Annotated in this window: 22 protein-coding genes; 7 read left to right on the top strand and 15 right to left on the bottom strand. The window is 61.5% G+C overall.

Annotated features, from left to right (window positions below):
- Positions 1–3 precede the first annotated feature (3 nt).
- The 6 genes from C1A35_RS07710 to C1A35_RS07685 all read right to left on the bottom strand — a co-directional run bounded on the left by C1A35_RS07710 (position 4) and on the right by C1A35_RS07685 (position 6,857).
- Complete coding sequence (locus C1A35_RS07710) at positions 4–1,041, bottom strand: quaternary amine ABC transporter ATP-binding protein (RefSeq protein ID WP_104663753.1); 1,038 nt, start codon at positions 1,039–1,041, stop codon at positions 4–6.
- On the bottom strand, positions 1,034–1,921 hold the full coding sequence (locus tag C1A35_RS07705; RefSeq protein WP_104663752.1) for an ABC transporter permease: 888 nt from the start codon (positions 1,919–1,921) through the stop codon (positions 1,034–1,036). Before C1A35_RS07705 ends, C1A35_RS07710 begins: the two co-directional genes overlap by 8 nt.
- A gap of 89 nt (positions 1,922–2,010) precedes the next feature.
- Positions 2,011–3,012 (bottom strand): ABC transporter substrate-binding protein, encoded by a 1,002-nt coding sequence (locus C1A35_RS07700; protein ID WP_104663751.1) that lies wholly within the window; start codon positions 3,010–3,012, stop codon positions 2,011–2,013.
- 108 nt (positions 3,013–3,120) lie between these two features.
- The gene (locus tag C1A35_RS07695; RefSeq protein ID WP_104663750.1) at positions 3,121–4,467 is read right to left on the bottom strand and encodes an NAD(P)/FAD-dependent oxidoreductase; all 1,347 of its coding nucleotides are present in this window, start codon (positions 4,465–4,467) and stop codon (positions 3,121–3,123) included.
- 3 nt (positions 4,468–4,470) lie between these two features.
- Positions 4,471–5,355 carry a dihydrodipicolinate synthase family protein gene (locus C1A35_RS07690; protein ID WP_104663749.1) on the bottom strand — a complete coding sequence of 295 codons (885 nt, stop codon included), beginning with the start codon at positions 5,353–5,355 and terminating at the stop codon, positions 4,471–4,473.
- Between the two features lie 2 nt (positions 5,356–5,357).
- Positions 5,358–6,857, bottom strand: a complete 1,500-nt coding sequence (locus C1A35_RS07685) for an aldehyde dehydrogenase (protein WP_104663748.1) — start codon at positions 6,855–6,857, stop codon at positions 5,358–5,360.
- Positions 6,858–7,183: 326 nt separating this feature from the next.
- On the opposite strand from C1A35_RS07685, the gene C1A35_RS07680 reads away from it, so the two are divergent.
- On the top strand, positions 7,184–7,897 hold the full coding sequence (locus C1A35_RS07680) for a GntR family transcriptional regulator (RefSeq protein WP_104663747.1): 714 nt from the start codon (positions 7,184–7,186) through the stop codon (positions 7,895–7,897).
- 6 nt (positions 7,898–7,903) lie between these two features.
- Here the strand turns inward: C1A35_RS07680 and C1A35_RS07675 are convergent, their stop codons facing one another.
- The 7 genes from C1A35_RS07675 to C1A35_RS07645 form a co-directional block, all read right to left on the bottom strand.
- Positions 7,904–8,926: an Ldh family oxidoreductase gene (locus C1A35_RS07675; protein ID WP_104663746.1), complete on the bottom strand. Its 1,023-nt coding sequence runs from the start codon at positions 8,924–8,926 to the stop codon at positions 7,904–7,906.
- A gap of 1 nt (position 8,927) precedes the next feature.
- On the bottom strand, positions 8,928–10,913 hold the full coding sequence (locus C1A35_RS07670; RefSeq protein WP_104663745.1) for an oxidoreductase: 1,986 nt from the start codon (positions 10,911–10,913) through the stop codon (positions 8,928–8,930).
- 122 nt (positions 10,914–11,035) lie between these two features.
- The gene (locus C1A35_RS07665; protein WP_104663744.1) at positions 11,036–12,115 is read right to left on the bottom strand and encodes a quaternary amine ABC transporter ATP-binding protein; all 1,080 of its coding nucleotides are present in this window, start codon (positions 12,113–12,115) and stop codon (positions 11,036–11,038) included.
- On the bottom strand, positions 12,108–12,995 hold the full coding sequence (locus C1A35_RS07660) for an ABC transporter permease (RefSeq protein WP_104663743.1): 888 nt from the start codon (positions 12,993–12,995) through the stop codon (positions 12,108–12,110). The genes C1A35_RS07665 and C1A35_RS07660 overlap by 8 nt, the downstream gene beginning before the upstream one ends.
- A 101-nt stretch (positions 12,996–13,096) precedes the next feature.
- A complete protein-coding gene (locus C1A35_RS07655; protein ID WP_104663742.1) occupies positions 13,097–14,098 on the bottom strand; it encodes an ABC transporter substrate-binding protein in 1,002 nt (333 codons plus the stop codon).
- A 64-nt stretch (positions 14,099–14,162) separates the two neighbouring features.
- Positions 14,163–14,963 (bottom strand): pyrroline-5-carboxylate reductase family protein, encoded by an 801-nt coding sequence (locus C1A35_RS07650; RefSeq protein ID WP_104663741.1) that lies wholly within the window; start codon positions 14,961–14,963, stop codon positions 14,163–14,165.
- A 7-nt stretch (positions 14,964–14,970) separates the two neighbouring features.
- Positions 14,971–15,600: a TetR/AcrR family transcriptional regulator gene (locus tag C1A35_RS07645; protein WP_104663740.1), complete on the bottom strand. Its 630-nt coding sequence runs from the start codon at positions 15,598–15,600 to the stop codon at positions 14,971–14,973.
- Positions 15,601–15,747: 147 nt separating this feature from the next.
- Between C1A35_RS07645 and C1A35_RS07640 the strand changes: the two genes are divergently transcribed.
- The 6 genes from C1A35_RS07640 (at position 15,748) to gfa (ending at position 22,049) form a co-directional block, all read left to right on the top strand.
- Positions 15,748–17,784 carry an NADH:flavin oxidoreductase gene (locus C1A35_RS07640; protein WP_104663739.1) on the top strand — a complete coding sequence of 679 codons (2,037 nt, stop codon included), beginning with the start codon at positions 15,748–15,750 and terminating at the stop codon, positions 17,782–17,784.
- A gap of 2 nt (positions 17,785–17,786) precedes the next feature.
- Positions 17,787–18,392 carry a dimethylsulfonioproprionate lyase family protein gene (locus C1A35_RS07635; protein ID WP_104663738.1) on the top strand — a complete coding sequence of 202 codons (606 nt, stop codon included), beginning with the start codon at positions 17,787–17,789 and terminating at the stop codon, positions 18,390–18,392.
- Positions 18,393–18,436: 44 nt separating this feature from the next.
- Positions 18,437–19,186: an electron transfer flavoprotein subunit beta/FixA family protein gene (locus C1A35_RS07630; protein WP_104663737.1), complete on the top strand. Its 750-nt coding sequence runs from the start codon at positions 18,437–18,439 to the stop codon at positions 19,184–19,186.
- 23 nt (positions 19,187–19,209) lie between these two features.
- Complete coding sequence (locus tag C1A35_RS07625; protein WP_104663736.1) at positions 19,210–20,139, top strand: electron transfer flavoprotein subunit alpha/FixB family protein; 930 nt, start codon at positions 19,210–19,212, stop codon at positions 20,137–20,139.
- A gap of 94 nt (positions 20,140–20,233) precedes the next feature.
- On the top strand, positions 20,234–21,361 hold the full coding sequence (locus C1A35_RS07620; protein WP_077961485.1) for an S-(hydroxymethyl)glutathione dehydrogenase/class III alcohol dehydrogenase: 1,128 nt from the start codon (positions 20,234–20,236) through the stop codon (positions 21,359–21,361).
- Between the two features lie 115 nt (positions 21,362–21,476).
- On the top strand, positions 21,477–22,049 hold the full coding sequence (gene gfa / locus C1A35_RS07615; protein ID WP_104663735.1) for an S-(hydroxymethyl)glutathione synthase: 573 nt from the start codon (positions 21,477–21,479) through the stop codon (positions 22,047–22,049).
- 49 nt (positions 22,050–22,098) lie between these two features.
- Here the strand turns inward: gfa and C1A35_RS07610 are convergent, their stop codons facing one another.
- Both C1A35_RS07610 and C1A35_RS07605 read right to left on the bottom strand, forming a co-directional pair.
- The gene (locus C1A35_RS07610) at positions 22,099–23,184 is read right to left on the bottom strand and encodes a hybrid-cluster NAD(P)-dependent oxidoreductase (RefSeq protein WP_234822824.1); all 1,086 of its coding nucleotides are present in this window, start codon (positions 23,182–23,184) and stop codon (positions 22,099–22,101) included.
- Positions 23,174–24,427: an aromatic ring-hydroxylating oxygenase subunit alpha gene (locus C1A35_RS07605; RefSeq protein ID WP_104663733.1), complete on the bottom strand. Its 1,254-nt coding sequence runs from the start codon at positions 24,425–24,427 to the stop codon at positions 23,174–23,176. Before C1A35_RS07605 ends, C1A35_RS07610 begins: the two co-directional genes overlap by 11 nt.
- Positions 24,428–24,533: the final 106 nt, after the last annotated feature.

Below are 24,533 nucleotides of genomic sequence, written 5' to 3'. Positions count from 1 at the left end.
CGCTCAGTGCGGCGTTACGACCGCTGCAGCCAGCCGCTTCAGATCGACGGTGCCGACGGGCATTCCGCCGGCATCGACCACCACCAGATCCTTGGCCTCCTTGTGCGCCAGGATCTTCAGCGCAGCTTCGATCGTGCTTCCCGTTCTCAGCGTCGCGCCATTGACGGCGTGATCGGCGGCGACCGGTGTCATGACGGCCTCGACATGAACGACGCGACCACGGTTCACCTCCTTGACGAAGTTGGCGATGTAGTCGTCCGCTGGCCTCAAGACGATGTCCTGGCTGGTGCCCTGCTGGATGACCTCGCCGTCGCGCAGGACCGCGATCTGGTCGCCCAATCTCAAGGCTTCGTCGAGATCATGGGTGATGAAGACGATGGTCTTCTTGATTTCCTTCTGCAGGTCGAGAAGCACTGTCTGCATATCCATGCGGATGAGCGGGTCGAGCGCCGAATAGGCCTCGTCCATCAGAAGCACCGGTGCATCGTTGGCAAGCGCGCGGGCAAGCCCGACGCGCTGCTGCATGCCGCCGGAGAGCTGATTGGGGTATTTGCTTTCAAAGCCCTTCAGCCCCACGCGCTCGATCCATCGCATGGCGATGTCGACGCCCTTCGCACGCTCGACGCCCTGAACCTCAAGACCATAGAGCGTGTTGTCGAGAACGTTGCGATGCGGGAGCAGCGCGAACTTCTGAAACACCATTGCCGTCTGGTGGCGCCGGAACTCGCGCAGTTCCGGCTGGCCCATCTTGACGACATCGACACCGTCGACGAGCACTTCGCCGGCGGTCGGATCGATCAGGCGGTTGATATGGCGGATGAGGGTCGACTTTCCCGACCCCGACAGGCCCATGATCACCTGGATGCAACCGGACGGGATCTCGATGTTGATGTCCCGCAAGCCTAAGACATGCCCGTGCCGCTCGTTGAGGTCGGTCTTCGTCAAACCCTTTTGCACGGCCTCGACATGCGCGGAGGCGTTCGGGCCGAAGATCTTGTAGAGGTGGCGGATCTTGATGCCGCCGAAGGTGGTGTCAGCCATGGACGATCTCCCGGTGCTTCTGCAGTCTCTCGCCGTAGGCCTGGCTGACCCGGTCGAAGATGATGGCGATGCCGACGATCGCAAGCCCGTTGAAGATGCCGAGCGTGAAGTACTGATTGGCGATCGCCTTCAGCACCGGTTGGCCTAGGCCCTGTACGCCGATCATCGAGGCGATGACCACCATGGCAAGCGCCATCATGATCGTCTGGTTGATGCCGGCCATGATCGTCGGGAGCGCCAACGGCAGCTGCACGTTCTTGAGCTTTTGCCAGCTCGACGAGCCGAAGGCGTCAGCGGCTTCGAGAACATCCTTGTCGACCAGGCGAATGCCAAGGTTGGTGAGCCTGATCATCGGCGGGATGGCATAGATGACGACGGCGATGAGGCCCGGCACCTTGCCGATCCCGAGGAGCATGACGACAGGGATCAGGTAGACGAAGCTCGGCATGGTCTGCATGACGTCGAGCACCGGGTTGACGACCCGCTGGAGGCGGTCGGAGCGAGACATCAGAATGCCGATCGGAATGCCGATGGCGATCGACAGCAGCGTGCAGACGAAGATCATCGAGATCGTCCGCATCGTGTCGTCCCACATGTCGAAATAGCCGATCGCCAAGAGGGTCACCAGACAGCCGAGCACGACCTTCAAGCTTCTGCTCGCGCCCCAGGCGATCGCCAGGATGATGATGATAATAATGGGCCAGGGCGTTTGGGTCATGAAGCGCTCGGAAGCGATCAAGAAGTGCTGCAAGGGCGAAAAGAAGCCCTCGATGACGTCGCCATAGGCGCGTGTGAACGACCGGAAACCTTCGTCGATCGCTTTCTTCAGCGCGCGAAGAGCGTCGTCGTTCATGTGTGGGAATTCATAAAGCCATTCCATTCGGTTCCTCCTTTTTGAAGAAGCCGGCGCAAGATTTCGATTTTGGCAAAGGGTGCGGTGTGCCTGGGCTCACCGCACCGGGACGAGGCTTAAAGGGCCGATTTGATCTTCTCCGCCGCTTCCGGCGAGACCCACTTCGACCAGACCGCTTCGTTTTCCTCGAGGAAGTGCTTGGCGCCTTCTTCGCCGCTTGCCTGATTGTCGGTCATCCAGGCCATCAGCTTGCTGACCGTGTCGTTGCTCCAGGCGCGCTTGTTGAGGTAGTCCATCACCTCAGGCCCGACCTTTTCGGAAAACGGTTTGGCGACCAGCGTCACGATCGTATCGACCGGCCAGGCACTCGGCTTCGGATCCGAGCAATCGGCAACGGTGATGCAGCGTTTCCATTCGGCGGCATCGAGCGGCACACCCGCATCGAGCTTGACCATCTCGTACTTGCCAAGCAGCGCGGTCGGCGCCCAGTAGTAGCCCGCCCATCCTTCCTTGCGCTCATAGGCCTTGGCGATGGAGCCGTCGAGACCTGCGGCCGAACCGGTATCGACCAGGGTGAAGCCGGCCTTCTCGGCTTCAAACGCCTTGAAGTACTGGGCGGTGACCACCGTGCCGCCCCAGCCCTGCGGGCCGTTGAAGATGGCGCCCTTCTTCGCGTCTTCCGGATCGGGGAAGAGTTCCGGATGCTTCAGCACGTCGCCAATCGTCTTGATGTCCGGATGGGCATCGGCGAGATATTTCGGGATCCACCAGCCCTGCACGCCGCCATCGGGCAGCGGCGAGCCGACCTTGATGATCCGGCCTTCTTCCGTTCCCTTCTTGACGATGTCGGGTAGAAGGTCGATCCACGCTTCCGGAGCGATGTCGGGCTGGCCCTTCTCTGCCATGGAAGTAATGGTCGGCACGGTGTCGCCGATGGTGATCTCGGCGCTGCAGCCATAACCCTCATTGAGGATGAACTTGTCGAGGTTCGAGAGCACCTCGGCGCTCTGCCAGTTCATGCTGGCGATGGTCACGCTTCCGCATTCCGCGGCATGTGACACCGATGCTCCGCCAAGCAGGCCGAACATCAGGCAGGTGGATGCAAGCAGCTTTTTCATTTTTCCGTTCCCTCTTTTGGCGGCGTGTTCCATCAAAACCGGAGTGCCGCGACCACCGGCTTTAGTTATCGAAAGGATCTGCTGCCGCGCCCTGTTCGCGGCGACTATCTACTCGCCACCGGCACGCCATTCGCGAAACGCGAGGTTCGCCTTGGCACCGATCGTCCGAAACGGTTGGCGAGGCAGCGATTTCGGTGCGTCGAAGCGCGCGAAGATTTCCGTCAGTCGTGATTTGATGCCGAGCATGAGGTCCGCTGCTGCGATGCCGTTTGCCGTGGCTTTCGTGGCACCAACGCCGTTGCAGCCGCAGGCTGCGAACAGGCCGGGCTCGAGCTCCCCGAACGCGGGCACTGAGTTCCATGTCAGTGCCATGGCTCCGCCCCAGCGATACTCCATCGGGACATCCGGCAACTGGGGAAAGCGGGCGTGGTATTTCTGGTCATGCTTCACGCCCGCACGCCGCAGGGTTTTCTCGCTCGCCTCGATGTTGTGGTGGTAGGTGTAGCGGGAGCGGATGAGGATCCGGTCGCCAGCCTGGCCCTGAATACGCCGGACGGTCGTGCCCATCGGAAGGGCCGGCGTTGCCGCCCATTTGCGCTGACCGGGCAACAGGCTCGGTTCGAACGCGCGGGTCATCGAGGCAAAGGTGAAGACGTGGAGCAACTGGCTCCTGAAGAAGCCAAAACTCTCGGCATGGCCATTGTTGGCAAGGATGATCCGGCCTGTGCTGATCGAGCCTTGGGGTGTCGTGACGAGCCAACCGCGGCCGACGTTTTCCAGCTGCACTGCAGGGGTGTTTTCATAGACCCTGACGGGGTCGCGCAGGCTGTCTGCAACGCCGCGGATATAGGCCGCCGGCTGTACCATGATGGTTCCAGGCGTAAAAAGTGCTGACGTATAGGTGCTCGTGCCGGTCACGTCGGCGATTTCGTGCCCATTGAGCAGCTGATGCTTTTCGCCGAGCTTCACCAATCCCTTGGCATAGTCGACCAGATGTCGGTCGCCCTCGTCGCTGATGGCTACGCTATAGCGTCCGCACGGATCGAAGACCTCGCGGCCCCAGCCCTGTTCCTGTGCAACGGTGCTCGCAAGAGCGATCGCGGTGCGGCTGATCTCGATGGCTTCGCGGCTTTTGATGGTCGAGTCCCCGCCGTAATCCTCGGAGGAAACCTCATGCGGCAGGTCGATGATGAAACCGGAGTTCCGTCCCGCCGCAGCCTCTCCGATGACGCCGGCCTCAAGGACGGCGACATCGAGTGTCGGATCGAGCTCCATGATCCTGCGGGCTGCGGAAAGGCCCGCAAATCCGCCGCCGATGACGACGACGTCGGCGGTGATATGCCCCTCGAGCCGGGGTCCTGCCTGGCGGGCAGCGAGCATCGCCACCCATCCGGAAACGCCCGTGTTCTTCGGGAGCCTCGATGCGACGAAGACCTTTTTCGAGGGGCTGCTCACGGCTCAGGCTTCCCGTTCGATGAGGCTGCCGAGGGCAGCGCGGATGGTTTCGATCCGGTGAGCAGGCAGCGGACGGAGCGGCTTGCGCGGCGCGCCAGCACCAAAGCTGGTGAGTTCGGCGGCGGCATAGACCGACTGCACGTAGTCGCCTTCCCAGATGAGCGACATTGCCGGTTCGAGCAGGGACCAGATGTCGCGCGCCTTGCCCCATTCGCCGGCGGCAGCAGCCGCGACCAGCGCGAGCGCAGTGCGCGGCGCAAAGTTGGCGCCACCCCAGATGAGGCCGCTCGCTCCGGACCAGAGTGCGAAGGGAACGAGGTGGTCGGCGCCGTTCATGACCGGGAGGCCGGTACGAATGAGCGATGCCTGCTTGCCGAGATCACCGCTCGAGTCCTTGACGGCACAGAAGTTCGGGATCGCGCAAAGCTGCTTGAGAAGCTCCGGCGTCACGGTCACGCCGACGGCGTGCGGAACGTTGTAGCCGATGACCGGAAGACCGGCAGCCGCCACTTCCGCGTAGAAGTCGATGATGCTCTCATCGTCCGTCGGGCCCTCGAAGAAGGGCGGCAGGACCATGACGCCATCAGCGCCGCAATCGGCCGCAAATTTCGTCCGCTCGACCACGTCGGCGGTCAAAAGTGCGGAGGTTTGGGCGATCACCTTGGCTCGGCCATTGATGATCCTTGAGCCGCGCTGCACGAGCTCCTTCGATTCTTCTTTCGTCAAATACACATGCATGCCGGTGCCAGAGCTCAACACGAAGCCTGGCACGCCGAGCGCCAGATAGCGCTCGATATTCTGCTCGAGCCTCGTGTAGTCGATCCGGCCCTCGGCATCGAAGGGCGTTGCGATTGCGAGGTTCAGTCCGGGAAACGGGAAATTGGTCATGGCTAAAAGTCCGCGGTTTCGTCGTCGTTGAGGTCGAGCCAGATGGTCTTGAGCTGGGTGTATTGGTCGTGGGCGTGAACGGAATTGTCGCGCCCGCCAAAGCCCGATTGCTTGTAGCCACCGAACGGAGTGGTGATATCGCCCTCACCGAAGGAATTGACTGTGACGGTACCTGCTCGAAGGGCGCGTGCGGCGCGCATGGCCCGTTTGCCGTTGCCGGTGAAGACGGAAGCCGTCAGGCCGTATTCTGTCTCGTTGGCGATCGCGACCGCTTCTTTCAGGCTGTCAACCGTGATGACCGTCAGGATCGGTCCAAAGATTTCTTCCTTCGCATGCCGTGCGGCGTTGCTTTCGACCTCGACGATGGTCGGATGAACGAAGCGACCCTTGCTGGTTTCGCCGCCGTGAAGAACTTTCACGCCATCGCCGAGATAGCTCGCAACTTTCCGGTAATGCGCCTCGGAGACGAGGGGGCCGACACGGTTGCCCGGATCGAGCGGATCGCCCACGCGCCAATTCTTCACCTCGGAGACGATCTTGTCGAGCAGCTTCCCCTTGATGGCAGAGTGGACGATCAGTCGAGAAATGGCCGAGCAATTCTCGCCCATGTTCCAGTAGGCACCGTTGACGATATGCGCAGCGACCGCGTCCAGGTCGTCGGCGTCGTCCATGACGATCGAGGGGTTCTTCCCACCCATTTCGAGGACGACTTCCTTGAGGTTGGACTCGGCCGAATATTTCAGGAAGCGTCGACCGGTCTCGGTCGAGCCCGTGAACGACACGGCATCGACATCCATGTGCCGGCCGATCGGCTCGCCGACCTGCGAACCTGAGCCTGTCACCACGTTGAAGACGCCGGCCGGGATGCCGGCCTCGAGCGCCAGTTCAGCCACCCGAAGCGCGGTCAGCGAGGTTTCAGCCGCAGGCTTGACCACCAGGCTGCAGCCGGCGGCCAGCGCCGGACCGATCTTCCAGGCAAGCATGAGCAGCGGGAAGTTCCACGGCAGGACCAGACCGACAACACCCACGGGCTCGCGAACGACAAGCGCAATGTGCTCGTTCGAGGCAGGCGAGACCTGATCGTAGATCTTGTCGATGGTTTCGGCATGCCAGCGCAGGCAGTTGACGGTCTCGGGCACGTCGACCGTCTGGCAGTCGAGGATCGTCTTGCCACTGTCCAGGCTTTCCATGACGGAGAGTTCGACGAGGTTGTCTTCGATAAGCTGGGCAAGGCGAAGAAGAGCCTGCTTGCGGGCGGCGGGATGCTGTTTTGCCCAGCGGCCATCGGCAAACGACTGCCGCGCGCTCGCAACCGCCGCGTCGACGTCCTCGGGGCCGCAGGCGGGCAAGTCCGCGAGCTTCTCTCCTGTCGCGGGATTGGTCGTCGCAAACGTGCGTCCCGATCTCGCGTCGACAGAACGACCATCGATGATGGCCTTTGCGGGCAGGGACAGTTGCGACGCGATTTGCTCGTACTGCGCCCTGGTCAGAAGTTCCGTCATTCGTCTGCTCCCATCGATCCGAAATTTATCCGCAACGTTCGACCTGGCTCGCCGCTCGTCTCGTTCTATATAATACAATAGATAGACATTTGATCTACTGTCAATAGACACATGAAATGCGACGGCAAGGCGGGCGGCTGCTCCTGCGGAGCGAGCGACCGAACATGCGGCAAGGATTAACGCGCAAGTGCTGCAGGTCGGACCTTGCGCATCGTCTGAAGAGGGGGCAAAAGGAGCCGCGTGGTCGTAGGGGAGAGTCGACGAAAATCGAAATACGTTGACCAGTCTACATTTTGTAGACATTCTGCGCGCAGAAGGAGTTTGTCATGGCGCACAATCAAAGCTCACCTGAAGCAGGCGTTGGTCCGGATCGAAAGGCCGCGCTGAACAACACCTTGCGCCACCGCATCCTGACGATGCAGATAGCGCCGGGATCGGTTCTGGACGAAGTCGCCTTGAGCGAGGAATTTGGGCTCTCTCGCCCTCCAGTGCGCGAAGCGATGCGGCAGCTTGCGGGGGAAGGGTTCATCGAGCTTGAGGCGAACCGACCTGCCCGTGTGACCTCAATGAGCTACCAATCCCTTCGGGATTTCTTTTTGATCGCACCGATGATCTATGTTGCGGCCACGCGGCTCGCCGCCGAACACGCGTCGAAGGCTGATATCGCGGGCCTGCGCGAGATACAGGACAGCTTTCGCGACGCGGTCCACAGCAATGACGTCGACGGACGCGTCTTCTACAACGACAAATTTCACCTTCGGGTCGGCGAGATCGCGAACAATGCGTACGTTCTTCCAAGCCTTCGCCGGCTGCTGATTGATCATGCGCGTATCGGCAAGATTTTCTACAGACCGAGCAACGCGCGCATGTTGGAAGAATTACATGAGGCGTCGCGCCAGCACGACGAAATTATCGATGCGATCGCGAACCACGATGCTGACCGAGCGGAGGCGTTGATCCGCGCTCACCTCGATCTATCGCGCAAGAACATGGCGATGTATGCCGCCCCGGAAGGGATGGCGATTTCTCTCGGTGTGTGACGCAGTCTACCTTCGCCTGCTGGACGATTGGTCCTCATTCGACGCGAAACGACTAATGGCGTCGAAGGCAGCGCGGGACATGCGCAGAGGTTCCTCTGTCGAGCGAGGCTGCCTGCCGCTGACGCCCGGGACGTGAACACCGAGTTCTTCCAACCGCCGGATCTGGTCGTGGGCACGGGCGACGTGGTCGCTGCCTGCCGGACCCGGCATCAACGCAATCACCGTCAGGCCGACGGCGGGAGAGGCATCGCCCGCCTGGAAGCTTGGCGTGTCAAGCGACCACGACCCGCCCGAAAGACCGGCTGACAGTATTTCGACGACCAACGCGACATTTGCGCCCTTGCGGCCGCCGAAGGGGAGGAGCGCGCCTACAAGTGCCTTCCCGGGATCCTGCGTATCGGCGCCTGCTGCGTCGACCGCCCATCCCTCCGGGATTTGTCGCCCCTCGGCGGCGGCAGCGGCAATGTTGACGTAGGCAGTCGCGCTCGACGACTGGTCGATGATGAGTGGTGGCTGGTTGGCGCCGAGCGGAAATCCGAAGGCGATCGGGTTGGTGCTGTAGACGGCCGGCCCTCCTGCCTTTGCAACGACCATGGCATTGGCGTTGGTCGCCGCAAGTCCGCTCAAGCCTTCAAGCGCAAGCCGGCGTACGTAAAAGCCGAGTTCGCCCGTTGTATAGCTGTTCTTCTGGGTGAAGAGCGCAACCCCGAAGGTGCGCGCGGCATCGACGAAGTCGCGAAAGGCAAGGTCGAAGCCGAGCTGCGCGATGCCTCGGTCGGCATCACAGGCGAGATGAGCGGGCAAGGGGCGACTGGCGACCGGCGCAGGATCGCAATTGATGCGCCCCTCGCGAAAACTGTTCAGATAATCGACCAGGTGCGGAAACCCGACCGCGCTCGCGCCGAAGCGGGCGGCCGACACTGTCGCGTCCACGAGCGATCGGGCGCTCGCCAGATTGGCGCCGGCACCAAGGCAGGCTCTCAGCGCCAGATCTCGTGACTCTCTCTCGCTGAGTTCGATCTCTTTCATGTCAGACCTCCAGTCCCGCCTTGCGACCCTCGTAGAATGCATAGGGCGCCTGGCGCGGCGCGGCGCAGTCACCGATCTGGCGGGCGGCGATATTGCGTTCGGCTAGCCCGGGCATCAGCCAGTCGGCGGCGGAATTCGTGGTGGCCGTGACAAGGGCGTCTGCCTCGACGAAGCGGCGCTCTCCCGTCATGTGATCGACGATCGTAGCGCCACTGCCATGCCACTCGGTGATGCTCGCCTCGACGATCCATTTGACGCCGAGTTTCCGGAGCGTCTGTCGCATGGGAACGTCGGCCGCGGTTCTCTGCAGCTCCTTGCCGACGAACGGATCGGGTGTCAGGATCGTCACCTGGTGGCCTTCCTCGGCAAGCTTCCAGGCGGTGCCGCAGCCGCGCCAGCCGCCACCTTCATCCAAGAGCAGCACGCGTTTGCCCGGTCTCGCCTGCCGCGCCACGACCGCTTCGACCGTGAAGACATTGCCCTTTTCCAGCCCCGGCATCGTCTCGACTGTCGGAAGTGCCTTCTGGAAACCCGTCTCCGGGGAATCGGAGCCTGTGGCAACGATGACGTGGTCAAATTCGGCAACGTCGATGTCCTCGGCCTCGAAATAGGAGTTCAGGCGAACCTCGACGCCGAGTTTGTCGAGCTGCCGTTCATACCAGGCGATGAGATCGAGGATCTGTGCCCTTCTCGGCTGCATGCCCGCCAAAAGGAAATTGCCGCCGAGACGGCTCGATGCTTCCGCAAGCACGACCTTGTGTCCGCGTTCCGCAGCCACCCGAGCCGCCTCCAGCCCGGCGGGTCCGCCGCCGACCACCAGCAGGCGCTTCGGATCGCCGGTCCTGAAAAAGCGATCACCGTTCCATTCGGCTTCGCGCCCGACCGAGGGGTTGATAAGACAGCTGATCCAGTAGTCCCGCGACCGGCGTCCCCAGCACATCTGATTGCACGAAATGCAGCCGCGGATATCATCCGGCCGATCCTCGCCCGCCTTGGTCGCGAGGTGGGGGTCGGCAATCTGGCCACGTACGATCGAGACGAGGTCGGCTGATCCTTCGCCAAGCACCGTTTCGGCATTTTCCGGGGTCCGGATGTGACTTTCGGCGATCACAAGGGCATTCTTGACGACACGTTTCAGAACCAATGCCAGGTCGGCACCAAGCTTCTCAGGATAGAGAAACGTCGGCATCAGCTTGTAGAAATCGAGGTATCCGCCCGAGCCGCAGGTGACATAGTCGATGAGGCCGAGCTCGTCGTGCAGGCGGATGATTTCGGCAAGCTCGTCGCGTTGAAGCGCTACCTTCACGTCCGGTTCGTCGCTGACGGCAAGGCCGACGATAAAGTCTGGGCCGCAGACCTGCCTGATCCGTGTCAGGATTTCTCGCGACATCCGCGTGCGATTTTCCAGCGAGCCGCCCCATTGGTCGTCGCGCCGATTGCACCAGGGGGTCCAGAACTGGTCCACCATGCCAAGATAGGCCGCCCAGACTTCGACGCCGTCGAAGCCGGCGTCCCGACATCGCCGTGCCGCCTCGACGAACCCGTCGACCGTCTCCAGGATTTCACCCTCGGTCATCGGATGCGAGCCGTCGCTGTCGTGATAGCTAGGCCCGCCCGAAGGCGACCAGTGCGGATGAAAGGAGTTGTCGGAATCGCCGTGCGCTCCGACGTGATAGAGCTGCTGGATCGCTACGGACCCATGTTCCTTGATCGCCTCAACCACCTTCCTGAAATGGGGGATGACGCTATCGTCGGAGTGGCGAAAATTGCCGCGGGTCAAAACGGCTGCGGCGTGCACCGGCATGGGCTCGACGACAATCATTGCCGCCCCGCCGATCGCCCGTTCCCGGTAATAGGCGGCATGTCGTTCGGTAGGCAGCCCCTCGACCGCCATGTTCGCGGTGTGGGCGCCGAACACGATCCTGTTTTTCAGCGTGTGCGACCGCAATTTGAGAGGGGAAAACAGCCGAGGAAATTTCTTGGACATGGCGCAACTCCTGGCGGGGAGGGGATCGGGACTGGAATGGAATGTGGGGGTAGCCACCCATGGCGCTTTCCCGGGCGGAGGATCGCCGCCCGGAGGAATTGCATTCGCCGGCCGATCCGCGCTTACGCCGCGTTGGCCGCGATCGCCGTTGCGTGATCGTTCGTCTCGTGCGCATTGACCATGGCGCCCGCGAGCTGGCGGAAGGTGACAGTGCCGAGAGGCCTTCCGGACGGATCGACGACCGTGATATCACCCTCGGGTGCAGAGGCGAGCGTACGGACCGCTTCTTCGATTGTGAGATCGGCGGCAATCCGTTGCCCGCTTTCGGCTGCAGCTGTGCCAAGCGGTGCCATGATCGCTTCCACATGGACAACGCGACCCCTGTTCACCTCCTTGACGAAATTGGCGACATAGTTGTCGGCAGGCCTCAGCACGATATCCTGGCTCGTGCCCTGCTGAATGACCTCGCCGTCGCGCAATATGGCGATCTGGTCACCGAGCCTCAGCGCTTCGTCGAGATCGTGGGTGATGAAGACGATCGTCTTCCTGATCTCTTTCTGAAGGTCCAAAAGCACCGTCTGCATGTCCGTGCGGATCAGCGGATCGAGCGCCGAATAGGCCTCATCCATCAAAAGTACCGGTGCGTCATTGGCAAGCGCCCGGGCAAGTCCGACGCGCTGCTGCATGCCGCCGGAGAGCTGATTGGGATACTTGTGCTCGAAGCCCTTGAGCCCAACCCGCTCCAGCCAGCGCATGGCGGTATCGATGCTTTGCGCGCGCGCTATGCCTTGGATTTCAAGGCCGAAGATCGTGTTGTCGAGCACGCTTCGATGCGGAAGCAGTGCGAACTTCTGGAACACCATGGCGGTCTGATGGCGGCGGAACTCGCGCAGTTCCGCCTCTGGCATCTTCACCACATCGACCCCGTCGACGAGAACTTCGCCGGCAGTCGGATCGATCAGCCGGTTGATGTGCCGGATGAGTGTCGATTTACCCGAGCCGGAAAGCCCCATGATCACCTGGATCGAGCCCGACGGCATCTCGATGTTGATGTCGCGAAGGCCGAGCACGTGCCCGTGACGCTCGTTCAGTTCGGTCTTGGTCAGGCCGTTCCTGACCGCCTCGACATGAGCCCCGGCATTCGGTCCGAAGATCTTATAGAGATGGCGGATCGCGATGCCGCCGAAAGCGTGCTCAGCCATGGACCACCTCCCGGTGCTTCTGCAATCGTTCGCCATAGGCCTGGCTGACCCGGTCGAACATGATGGCGATGCCGACGATCGCAAGACCGTTGAAGATGCCGAGCGTGAAGTACTGGTTGGCGATCGCCTTCAGCACCGGCTGGCCGAGACCCTGAACACCGATCATCGAGGCGATGACGACCATGGCCAGCGCCATCATGATGGTCTGGTTGATGCCGGCCATGATGGTCGGAAGTGCCAGCGGAAGCTGCACCTTGAACAGCTTCTGCCGGTTGTCGGCGCCAAAAGCGTCGGCCGCTTCGAGTACATCCTTGTCGACCAGGCGAATGCCGAGATTGGTGAGGCGGATCATCGGCGGGATGGCGTAGATGACGACGGCGATCAGGCCCGGCACCTTGCCAATGCCGAGCAGCATGACGACGGGAATGAGGTAGACGAAGCTCGGCATGGTCTGCATGACGTCGAGCACCGGGTTGACGACCCGTTGGACCCTGTCGGAGCGAGACATGAGAATGCCGATCGGCAGGCCGATCGCGATCGACAGGATCGTGCAGACGAAGATCATCGAGATCGTCCGCATCGTATCGTCCCACATGTCAAAGTAGCCGATCAGCAACAGCGTCACGAGACAGCCGGCGGCGATGCGAATGCTTCTGGTCGCTCCCCAGGCAATGGCGAGGATGAGGAGCGTGATGATCGGCCAGGGCGTCTTGGTCATGAACCGTTCAGAGGCGATCAGAAAATGCTGGAGCGGCGCGAAGAAGCCCTCGATCAGATCACCGTAGTTTCGGGTAAAGCCGCGAAACGTTTCGTCGATGACTTTCTTGAGGTTTCGAAGCGCGTTGTCGTCCATGCTTGGAAATTGATAAAACCAGTCCATTCGGTTCCCCTTCTCGAAAGAGCCGATGCGTTCTTCTTGTTATGTCGGCAGGAACGATGCGGTCTGCGAAGCAAACCGCACCGGGCTTGTGGCAGTGCCGGTTACAGCGCGGCCTCGATCTTCGTGGCGGCCTCGGGCGAAACCCACTTTTTCCAGATGTCCGGATTTTCTTCGAGGAAGTGCTTTGCACCTTCTTCGCCGCTCGCCTGGTTGTCGGTCATCCAGGCCATAAGCTTTGCGATGGTCTCGTTGCTCCAGGAGCGCTTGTTGAGATACTCCATGACCTCGGGGCCAGCTTTTTCGGAAAATGGCTTGGCGACAAGTGTCACGATCGTATCGACGGGCCAGGCGCTGGGCTTCGGGTCGGTGCATTCGGCAACCGTGATGCAGCGCTTCCATTCAGCTGCGTCATAGGGCACGCCCGCTTCGAGCTGTACCATCTCGTATTTGCCGAGGAGGGCAGTCGGCGCCCAGTAATAGCCGACCCAGCCTTCCTTGCGCTCATAGGCCTTCGCGATCGAACCATCGAGGCCTGCTGCCGAGCCGGTATCGACCAGGGTCCAACCGGCCTTCTCGGCCTCGAAGGCCTTGTAGAGCTGCGCCGTCACGACGGTGCCGCCCCAGCCTTGTGGGCCGTTGAAGATCGCACCCTTGCTCGGGTCTTCGGGATCCTTGATGAGGTCGGGATGTTTCAGAAGGTCGGGAATGCTCTTGATGTCCGGATGGGCATCGGCAAAATACTTCGGGATCCACCAGCCCTGGACGCCGCCATCGGGCAGCGGAGACCCGACCTTTACGATACGGCCTTCTTCGGTTCCCTTCTTGACCACGTCGGGAAGCAGATCGATCCAGGCTTCGGGTGCGATATCCGGCTCGCCTTTTTCTGCCATGGAGGTGATCGTCGGCACAGTGTCGCCGATGGTGATTTCGGCGCTGCAGCCGTAACCCTCATTGAGGATGATCTTGTCGAGATTGGAAATGACCTCGGCACTTTGCCAGTTCATGCTGGCGATGGTGACGCTGCCACAGTCCGCCGCATTGGCAAGCGACGAACCGGCGACGGTTCCAAGGAACAGGCATGTCGATGCTAGCAAGCTTTTCATTATCGTTCCCTCTTTGGCGGCTTCTTCTTTTGGAACGGGTTGCCGCAAAACCCGCCCTCCAGCGCTAGGAGGCTTCTCCCATGCGAACCGATTTCCTGAACGCTGCCGACAGCCCGCGCGAAACGGCGGCATCAAAGCCGGCCGTGCGCATTTCCTCGATCGCGGCCGCAGTGGTGCCGCGGTAGTCGAGGAAGGTCTGGACAATGTCGGTCGGACAGTCGTCACGCTGTTCCAGCATCCGGCCGGCGCCCACGACGAGGGCGTTGACGGCGCGCTTGGCGATCTCGGGCTTCAGTCCGTGCGAGATGGCATCTGCCATCATCGCGGCAGCGAGCAGCGCCGGAAAGGCTGGACCCGATCCGGTGAGGCCAGTCAGATAGTCAATCTCGGCCTCCGAGCGCATTTCATCCTGAAAACCGCAGGCATCGAAGATTGCTCGTACGATCGTCCGATCGTTGTCTTGCATACCGGCGCTGGCGATCCATGGGGTATAGGACTTGCGAACTTCGGCCGCGGCGTTGGGCAAGGTGCGGACCACGCGGTCTGTGCGGTGGTGCTCACTCAGAGCCTTCAGGCGGATGCCCGCCATGACGGAGATGAGAAGTTTGCCCTCGGCAACCACGTTCAGGCTGGGCCAGTCGGCCGGACGGACGGAGAGAACGATAACGTCCGAACGGTCGGCAAGCTCCTGATTGTCCGTTGTCCAGAAGGAGCGGTTGAAACGGTCGGGGCGCTCGCTGCGATAGGAGAGTGACAGGTTCTGAGGCTTGACGACGCCGGCGTCGAGAATGGCGTCGGCGATTGCTCCGCCCAGCCATCCCGCACCACCAATTACGCCAACCCTCAAAGGCCCGCCCGTTTCCATGCTTTTCTCACTCTGGTTTGTAGCCATGCCGGGCGAAGAAGCGATCGAGCTCCCTCTGCTGTGGTGTTTGTCCTGTGTAAATCGCGATGTATTCCGGAATACGCTTCATGCGGAGCGCGAGATCCTCCTTGGACTGCATCGAGATGTATCCGATCTGGACCAGATAGGTCGTTCGTGCGCGAACGTCCGCCGGTCCCGCGTCATATCCGAACCGCATGAACATGCGGCCCAGCGCCTCCATTCTCGCCTGATCGGCCTCATGTACTTCGGCCAGTATCTCGGGCGATTGCAGCGCCCAGCTGCGAACGGCGAACTCGAACTGGGAGTCAAACAGGTCTTTGTTGACCCAGCAGTCGAAGACGTTCAGCATCGCCTCGGCCAAGGACTCCGCATAGGCTTCGGATTGCTTGACCAGATTACCGGTATTCTTCTCCCTCCAGCGCGCGACGAGGGCACTCAGCAGTTCCTCCCGGTCCTTGAAGAACCAATAGAAGCTGGTCCGGGAAAGATTGAGCCGTTTGGCCAACGGCAGGATCTTCACCGAGTCCACGCCCGACTCGAGCAGAGAGTCATAGGCAGCTTCGAGCCACCCCTCCTGAGAACCGCGCCAGCCAGTGTCAGTCATCGCCTGTTCCATGATTGCCTCCTAACAAATACAAACGGCCGTTTCAAGCAAAATGTACACGTGTGTCGAATATATGAACTCTGGTGTTTTTTATTATTGACACTTATGTACATTTCCGCTTACCGTTGCGATAAATTCCCATAAACCGGAGCCCGTCGCATGTCGAACGATCCCCTGCTTCAGCCGTTTCAGTTGAAGCATTTGACCCTGCGCAACCGCATCATTGTCACGTCTCACGAGCCTGCTTATCCCGAAGACGGCATGCCGAAGGACCGTTACCGCGCCTATACGGTTGAGCGGGCAAGGGGCGGCGTGGCGCTGACGATGACCGCTGGCTCGGCGGCGGTCTCCAAGGACAGCCCTCCGGTCTTCAACAACCTGCTCGCCTACAAGGACGAGATCGTGCCGTGGATCCGGCAAATGACCGACGCGGTCCATGAAGAGGGAGCTGCGATCATGATCCAGCTCACGCACCTCGGCAGGCGTACCCGCTGGGACAAGGGCGATTGGCTCCCGGTCGTTGCACCCTCACATCATCGCGAGGCAGCGCACCGAGCCTTTCCGAAGAAGCTTGAAGACTGGGACATCGAGCGCATTATCAAGGACTTTGCGGACGCCGCCGAACGGATGAAGGCGGGCGGTATGGATGGTGTCGAGCTGGAAGCCTACGGGCATCTTATTGACCAGTTCACTTCGCCGCTTACCAACGAACTCGACGGTCCCTACGGCGGTTCGCTCGATAACCGTTTGCGCTTTTGTTTCGACGTCTTCAAAGCCATGCGCGAAAGGGTCGGCAACGACTTTATCCTTGGCGTTCGCTATACGGCAGATGAATGTCTTCCCGGCGGGACCGGAAAGGCCGAAGGCCTGGAGATCTCCCGTCGTCTCAAGGAAAGCGGCCTCATCGATTATCTGAATGTCATCCGCGGTCATATCGATACGGATCCGGGCCTGACGGATGTCATCCCGATTCAGGGGATGGCGAGCGCGCCGCATCTGGATTTTGCCGGCGATGTGCGTGCGGCAACCAAGTTCCCGACCTTCCATGCCGCCAAGATCCAGGACGTGGCGACGGCTCGTCACGCAATCGCTGCCGGCAAGGTCGACATGATCGGTATGACCCGCGCCCATATGACCGACCCGCATATCGTGCGGAAGATCATGGAAAAGCGCGAGGATGATATCCGCCCTTGCGTCGGTGCCAACTACTGTCTCGACCGGATCTACCAAGGGGGACTGGCCTTCTGCATCCATAACGCCGCGACCGGCCGTGAAGAAACGATGCCGCATCGGATCCCGAAGGCCGCTGCCCGGAAAAAGATTGTCATCGTGGGGGCGGGCCCCGCCGGTCTTGAAGCCGCTCGTGTATCCGCCGAGCGAGGACATGACGTCGTCGTTTTCGAGGCCGCGAACCATCCGGGCGGACAGATCCGGTTGACAGCCCAGAGCGAGCGCCGGCGGGAAATGATCAGCATCGTCGACTGGCGCATGAGCCAGTGCGAAAAACTCGGCGTCACCTTCCGGTTCAACACCTGGGCCGAGGCAGACACCGTGCTTGCCGAAATGCCGGACGTGGTTATCATCGCGACGGGCGGACTGCCGCACACGGAGGTTCTTTCAAGGGGCAACGAGCTCGTCGTTTCCTCCTGGGACATCATCTCAGGCGATGTAAAACCTGGAACCAACGTGCTCATTTTCGATGACGCCGGCGACCATGCGGGGCTGCAGGCTGCGGAGTTCCTCGCCAAGGCGGGCGCCAAGGTCGAGATCATGACGCCGGATCGCTCCTTCGCACCGGAGGTCATGGCGATGAACCTCGTTCCCTACATGCGCTCGCTGCAGAAGCTCGATGTGACCTTCACCGTCACCTACAGGCTGGAGGCTGCGGAAAAGAGCGGCAATCAGATCATCGCCCATGTCGGCAGTGACTATGGCGGTGTGGCCAAGCAGCAGACCTTCGACCAGATCGTCGTCAATCACGGCACCATCCCGCTCGACGACCTCTATTTCGAACTGAAGCCTGGCTCGAGAAACCTCGGCGAGGTCTCCTACGACGAGCTGATTTCCGGCACGCCGCAATCGGTTGAGCGCAACCCCGAAGGGGCCTACCAGCTCTTCCGGATCGGCGACGCGGTCGCTGCCCGCAACACGCATGCCGCCATCTATGACGCGCTGCGTCTTGCCAAGGATCTCTGACGATGGAGCGGTCCGACGCTCTGCAGGTTTTTCTGGACGCAGTTTTCGTCGCGTTCGACCAGTTCGCTCAGGATCTCAGAGCGCGTCGCTCGGTCATGGAGATATTTGCGCAACTCAAAGCGCCGCAACCCCAACGCTTGAACATCGGCAAACGTCTTCCGGTCTGCCAACGACATCTTGAGAGCGTTCTGGCAACAAGAACCGGGCGACCGTCCCTGGACGCGCTTATCGAGCGCTTCGTCAGCCTTGAACCGATGCTCGAATGGAAGTGGCGCTCGGTCTACGACCATACGGCCAGCGAGAATTTCCTGATGAGCCATGCCAATACGATGATCGTCGGACCGGGCGGGCTGGAGGACCGAAGAGACCTGTGGTTCGGCGCCACGCTGATGGCGCCGAGGGTGCGTTATCCCGATCACGACCACGCCCCGGAAGAAACGTACCTGGTCCTATCGGAGGGGGAGTTTCAACACGGCAGCTCCGACTGGTTCTCACCCGGGGTCGGCGGTTCCTTCTACAATCCGCCTGGCGTCCGGCACGCCATGCGTTCCGGCGAAACACCGTTGTTTGCCTTCTGGGCGCTGTTGCCTGATCGACCGAAACATTGATGTGAATGCGTTCGGCTCAGACCGATCGCAGAAGGAAGGTTGCCATGAAAATACTTGTGACGGTGAAGCGGGTGGTTGACTACAACGTCAAGATCCGCGTGAAGGCAGACGGTACGGGCGTCGAGCTCGCCAACGTGAAGATGTCGATGAACCCCTTCGACGAAATCTCGGTCGAAGAGGCGCTCAGGCTGAAGGAAGCCGGCAAGGCTGAGGAAGTCGTCGTCGTTTCCGTCGGTCCGGCCAAGGCCGAAGAGACGCTCAGGACCGCCCTTGCCATGGGTGCCGACCGCGCCATCCTGGTCGAGACCGAAGACCAGGTCGAGCCGCTCGCCGTCGCCAAGATCGTCAAGGGCGTGGCCGACGCCGAACAGCCGGGCCTGATCATCGTCGGCAAGCAGGCGATCGACGACGATTCGAACCAGACGGGCCAGATGCTGTCCGCCCTCCTCGGCTGGGCGCAGGGCACCTTTGCCTCCAAGGTCGAGATCGGCGACGGCAAGGCGACCGTGACCCGCGAAGTCGACGGCGGCCTGCAGACCATCGACATCAAGCTTCCGGCGGTCGTCACCACCGACCTGCGCCTCAACGAGCCGCGCTACGCCTCGCTGCCCAACATCATGAAGGCAAAGAAGAAGCCGCTCGACAAGAAGTCGCCGGCCGATTTCGGCGTCGACACCGCCGCCCGCCTCAAGGTGCTGAAGACCGAGGAGCCGTCGGGCCGCAAGGCCGGCATCAAGGTCAAGTCGGTCGCCGAGCTGGTCGAAAAGCTCAAGACCGAAGCCGGCGTATTGTAAGTTCAGGAAAGGGAGATCTCATCATGGCCATTCTTCTTCTGGCTGACCACGACAGCAACCACCTTTCCGACCAGACCGCCAAGGCGCTGAGCGCTGCCTCGAAAATCGGTGGCGACGTGCACATTCTCGTCGCCGGCGCCGGCGCCAAGCAGGCGGCCGAACAGGCCTCGAAGCTTGCGGGTGTTGCCAAGGTGCTCGTCGCCGACGACGCGTCGCTTGCCAACAACCTGGCCGAGCCGCTCGCAGCCCTGATCGTTTCGCTCGCCGGCAACTACGACACGATCGTTGCGGCCGCCACCTCGGTCGGCAAGAACGTCATGCCGCGTGTCGCGGCCCTGCTCGACGTCTCCCAGGTCTCGGAAATCATCGAGGTCGTCTCCGCCGACACCTTCAAGCGTCCGATCTATGCCGGCAACGCCATCCAGACGGTGCAGACGACCGAAGCCAAGCGCGTCATCACCGTGCGCACCGCCTCCTTTGCCTCGGCCGCTGAAGGCGGTTCGGCGGCGATCGAAAGCGTTTCGGCTGCCGCCAATCCGGGCGTATCGAGCTTCGTCGCCGACGCCCTGTCGTCGTCCGACCGTCCGGAGCTGACGTCTGCCAAGATCATCATCTCCGGTGGTCGCGCGCTCGGCTCGTCGGAAAAGTTCCAGGAAGTGATCCTGCCGGTGGCCGACAAGCTCGGTGCCGCCGTCGGCGCGTCGCGTGCCGCGGTCGATGCCGGTTACGCCCCGAACGACTGGCAGGTCGGCCAGACCGGCAAGGTCGTCGCACCCGATCTCTACATCGCCTGCGGCATTTCCGGCGCCATCCAACACCTCGCCGGCATGAAGGATTCGAAGGTCATCGTCGCGATCAACAAGGACGAAGAGGCACCGATCTTCCAGGTCGCCGACTACGGTCTGGTTGCCGATCTCTTCGACGCCCTGCCGGACGTCGAAAAGACGCTCTAACGCGTCTTGCGCCGAACAACTTTACCAAGGGGGACCGGTCGCTGCGCGCGCCCGGTCCAGCCTGCTCTTCAGCGAACAACAAGAGGGATCCACAATGGATGTACGCGCCGCCGTTGCAGTTCAGGCAGGCAAGCCGCTCGAGGTCATGACGGTTCAGCTCGAAGGCCCGCGGGCCGGCGAAGTGCTGATCGAGGTCAAGGCCACCGGGATCTGCCACACCGACGACTTCACGCTGTCGGGCGCCGATCCGGAGGGCCTGTTCCCGGCCATCCTCGGCCATGAGGGTGCCGGCATCGTCGTCGACGTCGGCCCGGGCGTCACCTCGGTGAAGAAGGGCGACCACGTCATCCCGCTCTACACGCCGGAATGCCGCTCCTGCCCGTCCTGTCTGTCGCGCAAGACCAATCTCTGCACCGCGATCCGCTCGACGCAAGGCCAAGGCCTGATGCCGGACGGCACCTCGCGCTTCTCGATCGGCAAGGACAAGATCCACCACTACATGGGCTGCTCGACCTTCGCCAACTACACGGTCCTGCCGGAGATTGCGGTTGCCAAGGTCAATCCGGACGCGCCCTTCGACAAGATCTGCTACATCGGCTGCGGCGTGACGACCGGCATCGGCGCCGTCATCAACACGGCGCAGGTGGAAATGGGTGCGACCGCGATCGTCTTCGGTCTCGGCGGCATCGGCCTCAACGTCATCCAGGGCCTGCGGCTTGCCGGTGCCGACATGATCATCGGCGTCGACCTCAACAACGACAAGAAGGCCTGGGGCGAGCGCTTCGGCATGACCCATTTCGTCAACCCGAAGGAAGTCGGCGACGACATCGTGCCCTACCTCGTCAACATGACGAAGCGCGGTGCCGACCAGATCGGCGGCGCCGACTACACCTTCGACTGCACCGGCAACACCAAGGTGATGCGCCAGGCGCTCGAAGCCTCGCACCGCGGCTGGGGCAAGTCGGTCGTCATCGGCGTTGCCGGCGCCGGCCAGGAGATCTCCACCCGACCGTTCCAGCTGGTCACCGGTCGCAGCTGGATGGGCACCGCCTTTGGCGGCGCGCGCGGCCGCACCGACGTGCCGAAGATCGTCGACTGGTACATGGAGGGCAAGATCGAGATCGACCCGATGATCACCCACACGATGCCGCTCGAAGACATCAACAAGGGCTTCGAACTGATGCATTCGGGCGAGAGCATCCGCTCGGTGGTGCTATACTGAGTGCGGGTTGAGGACTGTTCCCAGACTGCAAGCGCATTTTCGCGCCGCCGCGCTCCTGCGGGCGGCGCCAACGAGCGCCGGGGCATCGTGCGCCGGCCACAAGGAGGAGAAGCCAATGCCAAGCATAGCGATCCATCCATCCGTCGACGGCGGGTTCAAGGCGACGGACGCCGCCTTTTCCGGCGGCACGCTCGTCTGCAAATGCGCGAGCAATCCCGTGAAGGTCCGCGTCAAGGGTGACATCGCCCACAACCATGTTTGTGGCTGCACCAAGTGCTGGAAGCCCGATGGCGCCGTTTTCTCGGTCGTCGCGGTCGCCCCGACGACCAATGTCGAGGTGCTCGAAAATGGCAACAAGCTCGCGGTCGTTGATCCCAACGCACTGATCCAGCGCCATGCCTGCAAGGACTGCGGCGTTCACATGTACGGCCCGGTCGAACGCGACCATGCGTTCAAGGGTCTCTCCTTCGTGCATCCGGAACGGTTCCAGGAAACGGGGTGGGCGAAGCCCGGCTTTGCCGCCTTCGTCTCCTCGATCATCGAGAGCGGCTACGATCCAGCGAAGATGGACGGCGTGCGGGGTCGGCTGCGCGAGCTGGGGCTCGAACCCTATGATTGCCTCAACCCGGTCCTGATGGATGTGATCGCCACATGGGCTGCCAAGAAGAGCGGCGCGCTTCCGGCATGACGTATCCCGGCCCAGCGATGGCTGGGTCGGGATCCCTTAACCCGCGCGCCTAGCGGTCGATGACGAGATCGCTCAGCGGCTTCGAACAGCAGGGCAGGAAAAGCCCGGCATCGATCTCGCGCTGCCTAATACCACCATTGTGGTTCATCTCGACCGAGCCGGATACGAGCTTGGACTTGCACGTGCCGCAGACGCCGTTCGAACAGGATGATGGCAGCTTCACGCCTGCCTTCTTTGCGCAGGACAGAATGGTCTGCTCTCCGGCAACTTCGATCTTTCGGGCCTGCTTGGAGAACTCGACCTGGAATGATCGGGTGACAGGCTGTTCGTCAACGGCAACATCAGCGTCGTCGATCGCGGCCGCATCAAAGCTTTCCTCGACATAGTTCGACGGGGGAACGCCCAGTTCGCCAGTGATCGCGCGCGCTGCAGCCATGAAAGGCGCCGGACCGCAACACATCACGACGCGCTCGGCGATATCGGGAACCGCAAGGTACATGTACGCTGCCGATATGCGGCCGGTCAGGCCATGCCAATTGGCTTCGCCGGAAACGACTTCCGGCAGAAGCTGAAGCCGAAGGCCCTTCACCCGATTGGCGAGCGTGGCGAGTTCATCGCGGAAGATGAGGTCTTTCGGCGTTCGCGCCGCATGCATGAAGACGACGTCGGCAGGCTCGCAGGTGTCGGCAAGCTCCCGGACCATCGCCATGACGGGCGTAATTCCTGATCCTGCGGACAGAAGCAGATATTTCCTCGCGTTCGGGCGCGTGAATTGGCCGAGGGGGCCGTTCGCCCTGATCTTGGCATTGACCGCCAGCTCGTCGTGAAACCAGTTTGAAATCTTGCCGCCGGCCACACGCTTGACCGTAACCGAAAACGCATTGCTGCGCCTCGGCGACGACGAGATGCTGTAGCAACGGCTTTCCTGTTCGCCGTCGACATCGAGGTCGAACGAGAAATATTGACCGGCTTCGAAGGAAAAGCGCTTGCCCTGCGTCGACGCGAAGGTGAAGGTCTTCACGTCGTGCGTTTCCTGATGGACATCGACGCAAACGAGATCTTCATCCGTGTCGCGATCCCACACGTCGCCAAGCTCAAGACGCTCGGCTGCAGAAAAGGTGTTCTTAGTATCCATGAGCGCGCATCCGGTCGATGTACCACGACGCGAACTTGTCGAGGTTTGTTTCGGAGAAGGGTGAGTAGGGGCCTGGTACATAGGCGGGATCCTCGACGCCGGCATGGGAGCGGGCGACGAGTTCCGCGTCCTGATCGGTCGTGGCGATCCACACGTTGGTCAGCTTCTCGAGATCGTAGTCGACGCCTTCGACGGCGTCCTTGTGCACAAGCCATTTCGTGCGCACCAGCGTCCTGTCCGCGGAGAGCGGAATGACGATCGAAACGACGGCATGATCGCCCATGAAGTGGTTCCAGCTGTTGTGCCCCCAGAGATGCATGTCACCGAGATCCTTGCGTGACATGGTACCAAGCAGCTTTGCCGAAGCCGCCGTTGCATCGGGAGTCTGGGACTCGCCGGCACCAGAGATAATCAGCCGCTGCGTGCGAAAATTCGTGGTGCAGTCGAGCAGTTGCTCGACGGCTGCGGACGGATAGCCATCGGCCTCCCATTGTTTGGTGCGTTCTTCGTAGAGCGCAAAATGCTCTTCGGCCTGGGCGCGATCTTCCGGGCTCAGTGCGTCCGGGTCGAAACCGAAATCGAGATCGACGAAGGAGACGCAGAGTTCCGGATGATTGGCGGAACAGTGGTAGCATTCACGGTTATTCTCGATGGTGAGTTTCCAGTTGCCCCGCTCGACTACGTCGGTTTCATACGCGACCTTGGCGCTTCTGATGTCATAGGGCGCAAGGCGTTCGGCCATGACGTCGACAAGGCGGCCGATGTCTTCCGGCGGACTGTCTGACAGGCAAACATAGATGAGGCCTCCCACCGACCTGAAGGCCACCGGCTTCAGGCTGCGACATTCCTTGTCGAAGCCCTTCCCCATGTGAGGCGCGTAGCTCAGCTCGCCGGTCAGTTCATAGGTCCAGGTGTGGTAGGGACATACGAGCTTGGAAACGATCGTCTTGCCTGGATCGAGCAGCCGGGCGCCGCGGTGGCGGCAGACATTGTGCATGACGCGGATCTCGCCGTCGTCGTCGCGAAGAAGAATGAGGCTGGTCTTGCCGATATCGACAACCGTCGCATCGCCGGGCTCCGGCACATCGCATTCAAGACCGATACAGATCCAGTGGCGGCGGAAGAACACCTCGAGATCCGCCTCGAACACGTCCTCGCGTGTGTAAAGGCCAGCCGGAAGGGAATGTCCTTCGGCTCTTGCGTCGAGCAGGGTCGATATGGGAGAAGCAAATGTCTGCAGCATAATTCCACCTTATGTTCCGATCGAATAGCCGACGGGCTGAAAGGCAGGATCGCTCAGTATTTTTAGTCGCTCAACGGCACAAATATACGCGCATGACAATACCAAA

It is taken from the genome of Ensifer adhaerens, from assembly GCF_002940685.1.
Lineage (GTDB): Bacteria > Pseudomonadota > Alphaproteobacteria > Rhizobiales > Rhizobiaceae > Ensifer > Ensifer adhaerens_E.
The sequence above is the reverse complement of the archived record's forward strand: the minus strand, read 5'-3'. Positions and strand labels throughout refer to the sequence as shown.